This window comes from Myxococcus guangdongensis (assembly GCF_024198255.1).
Lineage (GTDB): Bacteria > Myxococcota > Myxococcia > Myxococcales > Myxococcaceae > Myxococcus > Myxococcus guangdongensis.
Map to the genome: position 1 here is coordinate 25,652 of NZ_JAJVKW010000007.1, position 14,014 is coordinate 39,665.

At 68.9% G+C, this 14,014-nt stretch carries 12 protein-coding genes; 7 read left to right on the forward strand and 5 right to left on the reverse strand.

All coding sequences use genetic code 11. The features are described from left to right. The first annotated feature begins 16 nt into the window (after positions 1–16). Entirely contained in the window at positions 17–4,723 is a 4,707-nt protein-coding gene (locus LXT21_RS22100) for a thrombospondin type 3 repeat-containing protein (protein ID WP_254040154.1), read from the forward strand. Continuing rightward, positions 4,639–5,700: a glycosyltransferase gene (locus tag LXT21_RS22105; protein WP_254040155.1), complete on the forward strand. Its 1,062-nt coding sequence runs from the start codon at positions 4,639–4,641 to the stop codon at positions 5,698–5,700. The genes LXT21_RS22100 and LXT21_RS22105 overlap by 85 nt, the downstream gene beginning before the upstream one ends. Before the next feature lie 15 nt (positions 5,701–5,715). Here LXT21_RS22105 and LXT21_RS22110 read toward each other — a convergent pair whose 3' ends face one another. Together LXT21_RS22110 and LXT21_RS22115 are read right to left on the reverse strand one after the other, a co-directional pair. Beyond that, positions 5,716–6,306, reverse strand: a complete 591-nt coding sequence (locus tag LXT21_RS22110) for a hypothetical protein (RefSeq protein WP_254040156.1) — start codon at positions 6,304–6,306, stop codon at positions 5,716–5,718. A gap of 362 nt (positions 6,307–6,668) precedes the next feature. Beyond that, complete coding sequence (locus LXT21_RS22115) at positions 6,669–7,376, reverse strand: NADPH-dependent F420 reductase (RefSeq protein WP_254040157.1); 708 nt, start codon at positions 7,374–7,376, stop codon at positions 6,669–6,671. Between the two features lie 398 nt (positions 7,377–7,774). Between LXT21_RS22115 and LXT21_RS22120 the strand changes: the two genes are divergently transcribed. After that, the gene (locus tag LXT21_RS22120) at positions 7,775–8,176 is read left to right on the forward strand and encodes a methylglyoxal synthase (protein ID WP_254040158.1); all 402 of its coding nucleotides are present in this window, start codon (positions 7,775–7,777) and stop codon (positions 8,174–8,176) included. A 37-nt stretch (positions 8,177–8,213) separates the two neighbouring features. Here LXT21_RS22120 and LXT21_RS22125 read toward each other — a convergent pair whose 3' ends face one another. Beyond that, positions 8,214–8,600, reverse strand: a complete 387-nt coding sequence (locus LXT21_RS22125) for a DUF3592 domain-containing protein (protein WP_254040159.1) — start codon at positions 8,598–8,600, stop codon at positions 8,214–8,216. A 9-nt stretch (positions 8,601–8,609) separates the two neighbouring features. Then, positions 8,610–8,852 (reverse strand): hypothetical protein, encoded by a 243-nt coding sequence (locus LXT21_RS22130; protein WP_254040160.1) that lies wholly within the window; start codon positions 8,850–8,852, stop codon positions 8,610–8,612. A gap of 350 nt (positions 8,853–9,202) precedes the next feature. On the opposite strand from LXT21_RS22130, the gene LXT21_RS22135 reads away from it, so the two are divergent. From LXT21_RS22135 to LXT21_RS22150, 4 genes are all read left to right on the forward strand, one after another. Then, positions 9,203–9,754: an RNA polymerase sigma factor gene (locus LXT21_RS22135; protein WP_254040161.1), complete on the forward strand. Its 552-nt coding sequence runs from the start codon at positions 9,203–9,205 to the stop codon at positions 9,752–9,754. Then, positions 9,751–10,521 carry a hypothetical protein gene (locus LXT21_RS22140; RefSeq protein WP_254040162.1) on the forward strand — a complete coding sequence of 257 codons (771 nt, stop codon included), beginning with the start codon at positions 9,751–9,753 and terminating at the stop codon, positions 10,519–10,521. The genes LXT21_RS22135 and LXT21_RS22140 overlap by 4 nt, the downstream gene beginning before the upstream one ends. After that, a complete protein-coding gene (locus tag LXT21_RS22145) occupies positions 10,518–12,113 on the forward strand; it encodes a caspase family protein (RefSeq protein WP_254040163.1) in 1,596 nt (531 codons plus the stop codon). The genes LXT21_RS22140 and LXT21_RS22145 overlap by 4 nt, the downstream gene beginning before the upstream one ends. Positions 12,114–12,295: 182 nt before the next feature. After that, entirely contained in the window at positions 12,296–13,249 is a 954-nt protein-coding gene (locus tag LXT21_RS22150) for a hypothetical protein (RefSeq protein ID WP_254040164.1), read from the forward strand. A gap of 105 nt (positions 13,250–13,354) precedes the next feature. Here the strand turns inward: LXT21_RS22150 and LXT21_RS22155 are convergent, their stop codons facing one another. After that, entirely contained in the window at positions 13,355–13,939 is a 585-nt protein-coding gene (locus tag LXT21_RS22155; protein WP_254040165.1) for a hypothetical protein, read from the reverse strand. Between the last annotated feature and the right edge of the window lie 75 nt (positions 13,940–14,014).

Below are 14,014 nucleotides of genomic sequence, written 5' to 3' on the forward strand. Positions count from 1 at the left end.
GCGATGGCGTCCGAGCGTGACGCCCTCCCGTGTGACCGCCATGCGGGGCGAAGCGCTCGTCATCGGAGGCGAAGGGCTGTACGGCATCTCGGAGGCGAGTGGGGGAGGCCCGCAGTCCTCCAACGCCAATCATCCGATGGTCGGCTTGATTCCCGTGGAGGGCGGGACGCTCACCCTGCTCGCGCCCGTCCAGACGGCGGCGGAGGCACACCTGGCCGTCAAGCTCCCGCTGACGCTGCGCCCGGGGCACTACCGCCTGTGCGTCACGGCCAATGCCATCCACGGTGGCGCCATGTTGTGGGTGCAAGGGCTGGAACCCACCGCGCCCCAGCTCTCCGCTCCCGGGGATTTCGCCACCGTCAGTCGCCCCCTGTTCGAAGGAACGGCCGAGGCCAGGAGTCAGGTGACCGTCTGGCTGGAGGACAAGACGCAGGACCTGGGAACCACCACCGCGGATGACCACGGCTGGTGGTCCCTGTCCTCCGAAAAGGAGCTGGCCGAGGGGACGCACCGGGTGTTCTCCGTGGCACTCGGAGAGGCTGGCGACCTCAGCGCCGACAGCCCGGTGCATGCCTTCACGGTCGATACCCTGGCACCGGAGGCGCCGCGGATCCTCGAGCCACGCGGCCATGTGAGCACCCTTCGACCGACCCTGGGAGGCACCGCCGAGCCGGGAAGCCTGGTGAAGGTATGGCTGGATGACGCGGAGGCCTCGGCGGGGTCCGTCCAGACGGATTCAGAAGGGAACTGGCGGTTGACCCTGTCCGTGGAGATGGGAACCGGACCCCACCGCATCAAGGTGCGGGCGGAGGACCTCGCCGGAAACGACAGTGACGTCTCCGAGAACCACGCCTTCGTCATCCAGTTGAGCCATTACGGCTTGAGCTGCGCCACGGCTCCAGCCTTTCCCTGCCTCGGCGTCCTCGGACTGTTGGCGCTCCTGCTTCGAGGACCGCGGCACGGAGGCTCGCGACGGGCTCGTCCCACCTCTGACCGCGCTCCGAGACAGCCCCTCACGAGGGTCCTCCTCCTCACGTCCGGGCTCATCGCGGCCCTCGTGCCCCGGAGCAGTCTGGGACAGGTGGTCGCCGACGGCTTCGACAACCCGAGCCGCATCAACCGGAGCGCCTCTGCTGGGCATGCGCTGGTGAGCGGGACGCTGCGCTCCTTCGGTGGTGTCGACCTGGGCACCGGGGCCGACGGCGCTTGCAAACGGGATGAGGGGGAGCTCAGTCTCTCGGACGACTCGTGCGTCGGGCGCCAGCATCCCGACGCGGTCATCCACCCGGTGAAGGGCTTCGTCGGCGCGAACCAGGGCCGGATCTCCTTGTCGGGCACGCCGAACGGGCTCTCCGTGGGTGACGAGGTCCTCATCATCAATCTCCACGGCGCGGTCGACACGAGCTCGAGCGTGGGGCTCTACGAGACGCGTCGCATCGCCGCCATCACCGGCACCACCCTCCACCTCGACGCGAACCTGCTCCATGCCTACGACGGCACGCGAGACATCGTCGTGGTTCAGCGGGTGCCCAACTACTCGTCGGTCACCTTGGACGGCAACGCCAGACTCTCGGCGGGGGCCCATGATGGGAACCGCAGCGGGGTGCTCTTCCTCCGGGTGCATGAGACCCTGAAGGTCTCTTCCGCCGGGGCCATCGACATGAGCGAACGAGGCTACCGTGGCGGCGCGGGGGCTCCGGCAGGGGGCGGAGGTGGCTTGCGTGGCGACGGCCCCGACTCCCGACATGCCGACAAGGGCAGGGCGACCCAGTCCATGGGCGCTGGCGGCGGTGGCGATGCCAATCGCTGTCTCGCGGGTCAAGGAGGCGGGGGTGGCGGTTATGGAGGCCGGGGCGAGCAGGGCGGGGCGGAGTGGCGTGAGTGCGAGCAGCGCAACACCTGGTACTACGGCAAGGTCCGAGCCGAGGGAGGGGAGCTGTTTGGTCGCGAAGACCTCTCGAAGCTCTTTCTCGGCCCCGGCGGAGGAAGCGGGGGCATCGACGGCGACAACCCGGACCCGGGGGGAGCGGGCGGCGCAGGCGGCGGTATCATCGCCATCGCCGCGCAGGTCGTGGAGGTGGATGGGAGCATTCACGTGGCAGGCGCCGACGGCTCCACGGGGATCCGCGAAACAGGAGGAGGCGGCGGCGGCGCTGGTGGCTCCATCTTGATTCAAGCCCATGCGATGGATTTGGGGAATCAACGCGTCACCTCCTTGGGTGGGCAGGGGGGCTCCTCGCAGTACTTCCCGGAAAACCGAGGAGGAGCGGGCGGCCTCGGGCGTATCGCGCTGCGCGCTCATTCAACGACAGGCACCACCGTCCCCGGAGCTCACACCCAATCGCTCGCCTACGTCCCGGCCCTGGTGACGTCCACCAACCTGTTGGAAGGAACCCAATCCCAAGGCAGCATCAACTTCTTCGACTTCAGCGTGAGCTCGCTCCCCTCGGGCACGGACGTCTCCGTCCAGTTCAGCCAGGACGGGGTGCAGTGGTACGACGTGCACCATCAACCCCATCAATGGACGTCGCTCCCTCGTGGGCTGGAGCAGCGCCTTTCACTCGAGTCGCTCGGATGGTCAGGGGCGTCGTTCTACTACCGCCTGAGGTTGACGCCGACGGAGAACCGGACGCCCGTGGTGGACCAGGTGGCGGTGGTCTATTGCCGCGACGGCGTCGGCAATGTCTGCACGCTGGATACGGACGAGGATGGGGTCCTCGACGATGTCGACAACTGCCGGTGGGTCGCCAATCCGGGACAAAGAGACACGGACGGCGATGCCCTGGGAGATGTCTGTGATGATGACGACGACAATGATTCGGTGAAGGACACCCAGGACAATTGTCCGCTGAAGCCCAACCCGGAGCAGCGGGACCAGGACAGGGACGGGCTCGGCGACACCTGCGATGATGACCTCGACGGGGACGGCCTGACGAACGACACGGAGGGCCGGGTGGGAACGGATCCACGCCGCACGGATACGGACGGCGACGGCATCTCCGACACCCTCGAGTTGGGTGACCCCCTGGCGCCCTACGACACGGACGGCGATGGTCGCCTCGACGCGCTGGATGACGACTCCGATGGAGATGGGGTGTCGGACGCGGAGGAGAGGGGGCCGGCTCCGGCATCTCCCAGGGACACCGATGGTGACCTCGTCCCGGACTACCGGGACACCGACAGCGACGACGATGGCGTGGGGGACGGCACCGACAACTGCCGCCTCATCGAGAACGCGGCGCAGTCCGACCTGGACGAGGACGGGCCGGGTGATGCTTGTGACTCCGACATGGACGGGGACGGCCTCGAGAACGCGACGGAGCTGGAGGTGGGGACGGATCCTCTCGCGGCGGACTCGGATGGAGACACCCTCCGGGATGACCTCGAGCTGGCCCCTGGCGCTCGCGGCCGCGATACGGACGGGGACGGGGTCCAGGATGCGCGCGACCCCGACTCCGACGATGATGGCGTGCCCGACCAGGTGGAGAACACAGGCGCGCTCCCAGGCCAGTTGTTGGACTCCGACAGGGATGGGTTGCCTGACTTCAGGGACACGGACAGCGACAACGACGGCGCGGAGGATCGCATCGACAACTGCCGGCTCACGAGGAATCCCAGCCAGGCGGACCTGGACCGGGATGGTGTCGGTGATGGATGTGATTCGGATGCCGACGGCGATGGGCTGAGCAATGACCTCGAGACACGGTGGTCCCTCGACTGGATGCACGGGGACTCGGATGGCGATGGCATCTCGGATGCGGAGGAGTTCGGGGCGGGCGCCGTGACGCCTCGTGACACCGACGCAGACGGGGAGATCGACGCCCTGGATGAGGACTCCGACGGGGATGGCGTCCTGGACGACGAGGAGCGAGGTCTCTCCAGCTCTTCGGTGGACACGGACCAGGATGGCCACCCAGACGTCATCGATAGGGACTCGGACGGAGATGGGCACGATGATGGCCAGGACAACTGTCGGCTGACGTTTGCCATCGACCTGCGGGACCTGGATGAGGATGGTCAGGGCGATGCCTGCGACCCCGATGTCGACGACGACGCCGTGCTGAACGAGCGCGACAACTGCGCCCGGGTCTCGAACCCCGACCAGCTCGACCTGGACGACGACACGTTGGGAGACGCGTGCGACGCGGATGTCGATGGGGATGGCGTCGCCGATGTGGTGGACAACTGCCCGCGGCTCTCCAACGCGGGGCAGGACGATGTCGACCAGAATGGGCTCGGTGATGCGTGCCACCCCGTCGACGATCTCCAGATAGGCGGAGGCGGGTTTGCCTGCTCGATGGGCGCGGGCGGCGCGGCCTTCCTCGGTCCCCTGGGACTCCTGCTGCTGCTGCGCCCGGGGAGGGCGGGGCGCCACGGAGGCGCCGCCGCGGTTGATGGTAAGTGTCCCCCATGTCGAAAATCCTCATGGCGGCCCACCCCACGGCGGGCCACACCAACGCCCTGCGCGCCATGGGCGTGCGGCTGCGTGAGCTGGGGCACGAGGTCTCGATGGCCCTCGCCGCGCCGCCGCTCCCGGTCTCCAACCTCTGGCCCGAGCCCCTGCGCGTGGCGACGACGCTGCCCCAGGCCATCCAACGCGACGGCCTCCGGCTCATCCGTCTCCGGCCCGCGCCCTCCATGCTCTGGTATGGCGCCCGCATCCCCCACGCCCGCGGCGTCGACGAGCTGGCCCTGGCGCTCCGTCTGTTCACCGCGGGGATGAAGTCCCAGGCCCGCCACCTCGCCCGTGAAATCGAGGCGTCCAGCATCGACGTGGTGGTCGGCGACTACCTCATGCCCGCCGCGCTGCTCGCGGCCCGTCTGACGAAGCGGCCCTACGCGGCGCTCTACCACTCGGCGCTGCCGTTCCCCGTGGAGGGGGCGTCTCCCTTCGGCAGCGGCCTTCCCGACGACGCGCCTCGCGACGAGACATGGGCGCGCGCGGAGCAGGCCACCCAGGCGCTGGGCCAGTGGTTCGATGCGCGCGTCGCCAGGGACTCGCGCGCCCTGGGCGTGCACCTGCGTCCGGGCGGGCTGCTCTCCGCGCCCATCTCCGACGACCTCAACCTGCTGGCCACGATTCCGGAGCTGGAGCCCGGCCTGAAGCCCCTCACGGGCCCGGTGGAGATGACCGGCCCCTGTCTTCCCCGCGTGCGCGACGCGGACCAGGACGACCCCGTGCTGCGCGCCCTCCAGCCGGAGCGCCGCTACGTGTACGTGTCGCTGGGGACGGTGTTCAACGGCCAGCCCCGCGTGTTCGACGCCATCCTCGACGGCCTGGCGCGACATGACGTCCACACCGTCGTCAGCGCGGGCGCCAGCTTCGGACGGTTGGAGCGACGCGCGGGCCCTCGCACGCTCGTGTTCCGTCAGGTGCCCCAGGTGCCCCTGCTGCGGCGCGTGGACTTCGTGGTGACGCATGGCGGGAACAACACCGTGCAGGAGTCACTCGCCGCGGGTCGCCCCATGGTGGTGATTCCTTTCGGTGGAGATCAGCTCGCGAACGCGTGTCGCGTGGAGCGGCTCGGTGTGGGGCGCGCGGTGCTGCCTTCCTCGCTGGAGGCCACCTCGGTCGCCAGCGCGCTCTCCCGGCTCCTGGAGCCCTCCGTCAGGACCCGGGCCCGCGCGCTCGCCGCCTCGCTGGAGGGCGTGGACGGAACAGAGCGCGCGGTCCAGGCGGTGCTGCGCCTGGTGAAGTGAGCGCGGCGGCGCCGCTCAGTCCTGGACCCAGCGGAACGTCACGCGATCCCCGCCGGTGAGCCGCGCCGAGAGGTTCGAGAGCTCATACACGTCGGTATGGGTTCCGAAGAGGCCCTTCGACTTGCTGAAGAGGAACCGGGTCGACGGGTCCAGCACGATGCTCGACCACTCCGAGTTGGTGTCGCAGTTGGCGGTCGACGGCGACGGCCAGTTGCACCAACTGCTGCCGGACTCGTTCCACACCTTCCACGGCTGGCTGCTGCTGAGGACGGTCACCTGCTTCCAGCGGCCGATGCCCGACGCGGACTGGAGCCGGAACTCGACCACGTTCGAGGCCGCGATGCCGTGGTCGATGGTCACGTCGATGAGGTCCCCGTCCGGCAGCTCGACCCGCTCCGTCACCGGGAAGAGCGCCTTGTCACACGTGAAGCACCGGTTCGTGATGTCTCCCGGCGAGGTGCAGCCACTGGTGAAGTACTCCGCGGAGTACAAGCCGTCGGCGGCGCAGAACGCACATGAGTGCGCGTAGACGCTGGTGGCGCAGGAGAAGACATACTTCACCTGCGTCGCGGAGAAGTCCGCCCAGGAGATGCCTGTCGCGGCCATGGCGGAGACCCTGCCATCCACCTCTTCCCGTGGGGGCTCCGGCTGGGTGGGGTCCGCGGGGACTCCAGGCGTCTGTCCATCCTCTTGGGGCCCGCATCCAGCGCCCCCAACGAGGCCAAGGCCCAGCACGGTCGAGACGAGCCAGTTTCGCATCTGCATGGTGTGTCTGCTCACGGGTGACGCCCAGGGCGGGCGCGACGCATCGGGCTGCTCGAGCGACGAAGGTTCAGGATGAAAGACACGACAGCCGCCAGGCGCTCGCGGACCGTGTGTCGGTGGCCGCGAGCGCCTCGGTCCAGAAGGAATACGCACAGCCCTTCAAAAACGGGCTGTGGGCGGTGGTGCTTTCTTCCCGACGCGCGCTACGGCTTTCGCGGGCCCTGCGCGATGAAGTAGGGCTTCGCCGCGTCATCCGCGGCCTTGCGATACTCGGGGATGCGGCTCCGGTCCGAGGCGGCGAGGGCGGCCTTCAGCTTCGGCGCGTCGAGATCCTGGGTGTAGCAGGGCGTGCCTGGCTGCTGACGCCAGGAGCCCTCGAGGTCTCCCGCGTCGACCGGGTCGAAGCCGAGCGCGTCGATGAGACGCAGGACCTTGGCCTTGGCCTCGGCCGCGCCCGCGACGGGGAGCGCGATGCGGCCCGGCGTGCCTGGGGGCTGGCTCTTCTCCGCGAGGGAATGGGAGTAGATGTTGTTGAAGGCCTTGACCACCGGCCTGCCGAGCCGCTCGCTGACCCAGACGCTCTCCGTCTGGCCTGCCTCGAGCGCGGGGATGGAGCCGTCTCGGGTCGGGTAGTAGTTGCCGGTGTCGATGACGACCACGTCGGCGGGCACGCCCTCGAAGAGGCTCTTCTGTACGTCCAGCACCGCGCGCTGGGGGATGGTGAAGACCACGACCTCGCCACTTCTCGCCGCCTGCTCCGCCGTGACGGCCTTGGCGCCGATCTCCTTCGCGAGCTCCCGGAGCGACTCCGGTCCACGCGAGTTCGCCAGGGAGACCTCGTGCCCCAGCTTCACCCACTTGCGCGCCAGCGTTGCGCCGATGTTGCCCGCACCAATGATGCCAATCTTCATGTGTGCCTCCTGGGGGAGGGGAGCCGGCGATGCGTGCTCCCGACCGATGGGCTCGCCTGATAACCCCCGCACCGGCCGGCTGCTCGAAGGAAATCCAACTTTCGTGAAGAAGGGTCCGCCGTGGGTCAACCCTGCCCAATCGACGCCCTGTCCGATGGCGCCCGCATGGAGTCTGGGTGGAGGCAAGTCCTTGCCCCGCCATGCGCCAGGCGGTCGATGACTGTGTTTCACGAAGCATCAGCGACGCGTCCAATTGAACTGGAGGCTACTCGACAGCGCGCGCCGTGGATTCGACTCCTGAGCGACGCCCTCCTGCCCTTTGCGATGCTGCGTGGTCGTCTGGCCTTAACTTGATGTCCTCGAATCAAACAGGAGACGGATGGTGTCAGGGAGCCAGAATGCCGTTTTGCATCGCGCTGATTGCTCACGATACGAAGAAGGACGACATGGTTGCCCTGGCCACTGAGTACAGGGCCTTCCTCTCGACATGCACGGTCATCGCCACCGGCACCACCGGCGGTCGCCTGTCCGATGAGCTGGGACTGAAGGTGGACCGGAAGCACTCCGGTCCTTTCGGTGGCGACCTGCAGATCGGCGCGCTGCTGGTGGAAGGCAGGGTCGACTGCGTCATCTTCCTGCGCGACCGGATGACGCCGCAGCCGCACGAACCGGATATCAACGCCCTGGTCCGCGCCTGCGACGTCTACGATACGCCGTGCGCGACCAACGTGGCGTCCGCGCGTCTGTTGTTGTCACAGCTCCAGCAACGCGCGACCGACAAGCAACGCGCTCATCACTGACGCGCGTCCCGACTTCCTGGGCAACGGTATGGCGGGCTTACGGCGCGACCTGGGACCACAGGCTCACTTCGGCCGTGTGCTCGCCCTCGATGGCGTAGAGGGTGCCAGGGATGTACACGGCGTCCACCGTGTCGCCTTGCTTCAGGGCGGCCCAGGTCTCCTGGGACAGGTTGCAGTTGGTCCCCTTGGCCTCTTCGCCCTTCTGGGTCTTGAAGGCGAGCCGCACGCAGTAGGAGATCTTGTCGCCCGTGCGGCTGCTCCAGCCCGTCTTGTTGGAGGAGGTCTCGAGCACGGTGGCGGAGACGCGCACGCCGTCGGTGCGGACCTGCGCGGCCTCCTGCTCATTGAGGACGATGGCTGTGACCATGATGCCACCGAGCACGACGACACAGCCAATCGCGACGTAGAGGGCGGTCTTGTTCATGGCGCTTGCTCAGATCTTCTTGATGATTCCCAGGAGGGTGAGGGCCACCCCGAGGACGCCGAGCACGCCCGCGATGACGGCGACAGGGATTCCGGCGACGCTCCAGGTCTGGGGTTCCGAGCCGTCCAGGCCGCTCTTGGACACCCACTCCACTCCACCGAGGATCGCGGCGACGATGAGGAAGCCGATTCCCGCCTGCTTGACCGTCAAATCCCCACTCTTTGCCGCGGTTTGATTCGTCGCCGGATCCATGGTGCTCCTTCTGGGTTGTGCGGGCGACGCTGATAGCACGGGTGTAGTTTTGCAGAGAATACCCCGGTCGAAAATGACAGCACGGCGGTAGGGCGGTGCTCCGTCGGACGAGCCCCGATGGTGCCAATAGGCGCAAGTTTGTTGCTGTAACCTCTAGGTATCATTGGTTTCGGTGTGGTTGGAGCTCCGCCGGACCTGCTCGGGTCGTTTCGACCTCGAAGGGCTGTCCGGGGAAATGTCCCACGGAATGAGGGTCATGCGTCTCGCCAGGCGGGACGTGTCCCCGTGGGCGCCCGCACCGGGCGAGACTGACGACGGGGGCGGCAATCGACCCAGGGCGAGGTTCGTGCGTGGGCGATCCGGTGAACGAGGTCGAGCAGACCGAGGGCTACTACCGTCGCTATGGCGAAGCCGTGCATCGGCGGTGTCTGCGACTGCTTGGCGATGAGGCGCTGGCCTGGGACTCGACGCAGGAGGTCTTCCTTCGCGTCCATTCCAACCTGAAGCAGCTTCGCGCCGCGGGCTCCGCGTTGTCGTGGCTGCTCACCGTGGCGGACCGACAGTGTTTCTCGGTGCTGCGTCGCCGGCGCACCGAAGCCACCCACGCGCTGGCCCGCCTGTCGCCGCTCCCGGACGCCGAAGCGTCCCCCGAGGCCACGCTGGAGCGACTGCTGGTGGACGCGGACCTGGTCAGGCGCGTGCTCGCGCACTGTCCGGAGGACGTCCAGCGCATCGTCGCCCACCGCTTCATCGACGAGCTGGAGCAGGAGCAGATCGCCACGCTGCTCGACGTCTCTCGCAAGACGGTGCAGCGCAAGTTGCAGACCTTCTTCGACACCGCGCGGCGACTCCTGGAGATCGCTCCCCGCACCGAGCCTCGAAAGGGAACGGCCCCCGCATGAACCCCACCTCCATTCCTCGCTTCCCCGGCGTGCCGGACCTCCTGCTGGAGCGCTACCTGTGTGACGAGCTCACCGCGGAAGAGGCCCGGCACGTGGAAGAGGCGGCCCGCGCCTCTCCCGCGCTGGCCGCGCACCTGCGAGAGCGTCAGGCCGAGAAGGCCGCCTTCGCCCTCGTGCGCCCCTTCGGCCCCATGCGGGCCCGACTGGAGGCTCCGCGTCCGAGCCGCTGGAGCGGACCCTGGCGTTGGAGCCCGTCCTTGCTGGTGCTCGGCATCGCGCTCGCGGTGATGCTGCCTCGGCTCGTCACGCGCGAAGAGGTGGAGAAGGTTCGCGTGCGCGGCGGTCTCACCGCGCGGGTGCTCGTCAAGCGCGGCGACGCCGTCTTCGAGCAAGGGCCCGGCGTGGTGCTCCGCCCCGGAGACCGGGTGCGCGTGGAGGTGGAGGATGTGGACGGCGGCGCGCTCTACGTGCTGGCGCTGAGCGAGCACGGTCGCGTCACGCCGCTCCAGGGCTTCGAGACCACCGGCGGCGCGCTGTCCATGGGCCCGGGCCGTTGGGTGTTGCCCGGGAGCCTGGAGCTGGATGCCGCCCCCGAACAGGAGGTGCTGGTGGTGGTGCTCGCCTCCGACGTCCGCGACGCCCCGTCGCCCGAGGCCGTCCAGCGCTGGCTGGAGGACTCGGCGCGAGAGGTGGACTTCCCTCCATCGCCCACGCCGCTCCCCGGCACCCGCCACGCGGTGCGCGTGCTCACCAAGGAGCTGCCATGAACGTCCGGGCCCCGTGGATGCCGGGCATCCTGCTCGTCCTGTTCGTTACCTCCGTCGCGAGCGCGGAGAGCCGCTTCTCCATCAGCGTGGGCCACAACCTGGGCCGGGACACGGACGAGCCCCTGCGCTGGGCTCAACAGGATGCCGAGCGCATGGACGCCGTCTTCGGTCAGCTCGGCGGTGTCCCCGAGGACCGTCGCCTCCTGCTGCGCGGAGAATCCATCTCCAACCTCAAGCTCGGGCTCGCGCGGATGCGAGGGCGCATCGAGGAGGCACGGCGCGCCGGGGAGCGCACGCTGCTGTTCTTCTTCTACTCAGGCCACGGAGACGAGGTGGCGCTGCGCCTGGGCGGTGAGGCGCTCCCGCTCGCGGAGCTGCAACGCCTGCTGTCCGAAGTCCCCGCCACCGTCACCGTCGCGGTGCTGGATGCCTGTCACAGCGGCGCGCTCGTACGAGGCCGCTCCAAGGGCCTCAAGTCCGCGCCCGCGTTCGATGTCTCCTTCCTCCGGCAGGTGGGGCCGCAGGGGCGCGTGTTCATCGCCTCCGCCGGAGCGCATGAGGTGGCGCAGGAGTCGGACAGCCTCCGGGGTTCATTCTTCACGCACCACCTGATTTCAGGCCTGCGGGGCGCGGCGGACGTGGACGCAGATGGCCGCGTCTCGCTCACGGAGGCCTACGGCCACGTGTACCACCGCACGCTTGCGGGCTCGCATGCCTCCACGGCGGCGGTGCAGCACCCGGAGCTGTCCAGTCAGCTCGCGGGAGAAGGAGACCTGTTCCTGACCACGCTCTCGCGGGCCCACGCGCAGCTCGAGCTTCCTCCCCGGGTGGGCGACAGCGTCGTGCTCGTGGACGAGCGCACGCTGCAGGTCATGGCGGAAGTGGAGCCGCGAGGTGAAGCGCCGGTGCGCGTCGCGCTGCCAGCGGGGCGCTATCGGGTCCAGGTGCGGCGCGGTCCCCAGGTGCTCTACGGCAAGGTGTACCTGCCCTGGGGCGACCAGCAGCGCCTCGACCCCGAGACGCTGGAGGTGCGCACGCTGGCCCTGCACCAACGCAAGGGCGCGCTGTTGGAGGCCAGCAACTGGCGGCTGCAAGCCGCGTTGGGCGCGGCCCGCTCATCGACGCAACTGGGAGGATGGGGCCCCCAGGTGGGCGTGCTGCTCGCGCGCGAGAGCTCCGGAGGGCTGGGGCTGTCCTTCCTCGGAGGGCTCAGCCTGGGCGCCACCCGGGGCGCCACGGACGCGCAGCGGTTCGAGCAGGTGGAGCTGGGGCTGTGGAGTGGCCTGGGCCTGGCGGGCTCGGTGGGACGTGTCTGGATGGGCGCCCACGCGGGCCTCGGCGTGCTGGGCCTGGCACAACGCGCGACGAGCCCGGATGCGGAGCGCCGCCGTGAGCTGGGCCTCCCCATGCGGCGGACACGCACGGGCGCGGGAGCGGCCACCTTCGCCGCGCTCTCCGCCGAGGTGCCGGTGAGCGCCCGCGCGGGCCTGTTCGCCCGGCTGGGCGGACATGTCGCGCTGATGCGCGAGGACGAGAAGCTCAGGACGCAACTCGCGCCACAACTGATGCTCGGTTGCACCTGGGGGCTGTAGCGCATGAAGCCATGTCCCACGCCTCGCGGGTCGCGCGTCTCCTGGCTCGCATCGACTGGATGGCGCGAGCGCGAGGTGTGCGTGGCCGCCGGCTGATGCCTGTCACGTGACATGGGATTGCACCCATGGACCGGGAGGAAGGCCATATGACGACGCTGGGACGTGGTTTCTGGAAGTGGGGAATGGTTGCACTGGCATTGACGGGTTGTGGTGGGGTCATGGGTGAAGAGGCGGAGGACGAGCCGCTGCTCACGCTCGATGGCACGCTGCAGACCACCGCCTCATCCGACCTGGGCCACTCCGACCGGCTGCGCGCCGTGCTCCACTGGGTCACCTGGCCCAAGCCCGTGGTGGATTGCCTCGTCCAGGGAACGGCTCGGGGAGGCCTGGCCAATTGCCAGCGACTGAGCCCCAACTCGTCGTTCTATCACCCCGGGGTGGAGGTCCAGGTGGATGGCCGCTTCCCCAACACCTTCAGCATGCCCCTGCGCCGCCTTCCGGAGCCCGTGGCCCTGATGGGGGAGGCGGGCTCCAGGCTGGGGGTCGCCGATGTGTTGGCGTACGTGGACGGCAACGGCAACAGGAAGTTCGACCGGGTCCCGACCGAGGCCTACTCCAGTCCTGACATCGTCATCGGACTCCAGGATGGCTACCAGCCAGACGCGCAGGAGCACTCCTCCATCGTCTACCGCGAGGGGGCGCTCCACCCCCTCTTCTACAAGATGTTCCCGAGCTGCCCGGAGATCCCCCAGGGGTATTCCGTGCTGACGGTGCGCACCTTGGATGACTCCGAGGAGTGCTCCCTGAAGACGCGCAAGGTGGACCTGGACATCCGTCTGGAGTCGTTCCAGGCGCTCCAGGAGCTCGCTTGCGTGCAGCCCAACTTCCCGGCCCTCATGGACATGGTGCGCGCCTCGACCCAGGGGCAGCCTCCTCCGGGCAGCTCGCGGCACTGCGGCACGTTCCTGTATTCCGTGTCGCGCCAGGAGCAGGTGCTGTACGTGAATCACCACCCGGGTCGCTTCTGCACCGCCGCGAACACGGTGGTGTACACGCTGCGCGACTACTTGGATGGCACCTGGGATGACCGGGCCTCGCCGCCCTCGTGGTGGCCGTGCCCTGTGACCGCGCCCTGACGTGACGACCGAGGGGAGCAGGAAGGCGCGCTGCTCCTTCTCGGCGACTCGCGTGAGGCCCGCCGGTGCTCGAAGTCCGTATGTCGGGTGGCGCTCCCGGGCCCCTCATGGCGTGGGGTAGGAGCCCTTCGCTGCTTCCCGGCGGGCCCGCTCCGCGGCGTCGGACTCCTGGCGATGGCGGTCCGCTGACGCGCGCTCCGCGATGGCGCGCGTCAGCGCTTCTGGCGCCTTCTCGCGGAGGAGGGGCGCGAGCTGCTCGAGGGTGCGCTGGAGATCCGGGAAGGAGACCTGGCTCTTGTCGACCCGGATCTTCCACGGTTCGGAGACCGCGCCTCGCTCCAGGTTGAACGTGACCTGCCGCACCTGCTGCGCGGTGGGGACATCGATGCGGGCCCCGGCGAAGCGGTCCTGCTCACAGGCGCTGACCCGAACGTACTCATGCGAGCCCGACTTCATCCGCCTTCCTCGAACGCCGTACTGGATGCCGCAGGCATTCAGGGAGCGCAGCTGGGCCTGGATGCCGGCCATCTCCTGGAGCGCGCCGACGTCGATCTCCTCGCTGTCCCCGGCCCGTGACCCGCCCAGCATCACCCCGGCGCCCATGGCGCCTGCCATGACCGCCACGGCGGCGCCGGCGAAGAGAATGGCCTTGTTGGACTTGGGCGCGGGGGCTGGGCGGGCTGGGCTCATGGGCGAAACACCCTAAGTGGGGCCTCTCAGGGGGACAAATCGAAAGAGGAGAGGGGATTGCCAGGGCGGCCCGCC

Coding starts and splice junctions, on each gene's coding strand:
- LXT21_RS22105 (WP_254040155.1), top strand. CDS start 4,639: ATGCTCTGGTATGGCGCCCGCATCCCCCACGCCCGCGGCGTCGACGAG.
- LXT21_RS22110 (WP_254040156.1), bottom strand. CDS start 6,306: ATGGCCGCGACAGGCATCTCCTGGGCGGACTTCTCCGCGACGCAGGTG.
- LXT21_RS22115 (WP_254040157.1), bottom strand. CDS start 7,376: ATGAAGATTGGCATCATTGGTGCGGGCAACATCGGCGCAACGCTGGCG.
- LXT21_RS22120 (WP_254040158.1), top strand. CDS start 7,775: ATGCCGTTTTGCATCGCGCTGATTGCTCACGATACGAAGAAGGACGAC.
- LXT21_RS22125 (WP_254040159.1), bottom strand. CDS start 8,600: ATGAACAAGACCGCCCTCTACGTCGCGATTGGCTGTGTCGTCGTGCTC.
- LXT21_RS22130 (WP_254040160.1), bottom strand. CDS start 8,852: ATGGATCCGGCGACGAATCAAACCGCGGCAAAGAGTGGGGATTTGACG.
- LXT21_RS22140 (WP_254040162.1), top strand. CDS start 9,751: ATGAACCCCACCTCCATTCCTCGCTTCCCCGGCGTGCCGGACCTCCTG.
- LXT21_RS22145 (WP_254040163.1), top strand. CDS start 10,518: ATGAACGTCCGGGCCCCGTGGATGCCGGGCATCCTGCTCGTCCTGTTC.
- LXT21_RS22150 (WP_254040164.1), top strand. CDS start 12,296: ATGGTTGCACTGGCATTGACGGGTTGTGGTGGGGTCATGGGTGAAGAG.
- LXT21_RS22155 (WP_254040165.1), bottom strand. CDS start 13,939: ATGAGCCCAGCCCGCCCAGCCCCCGCGCCCAAGTCCAACAAGGCCATT.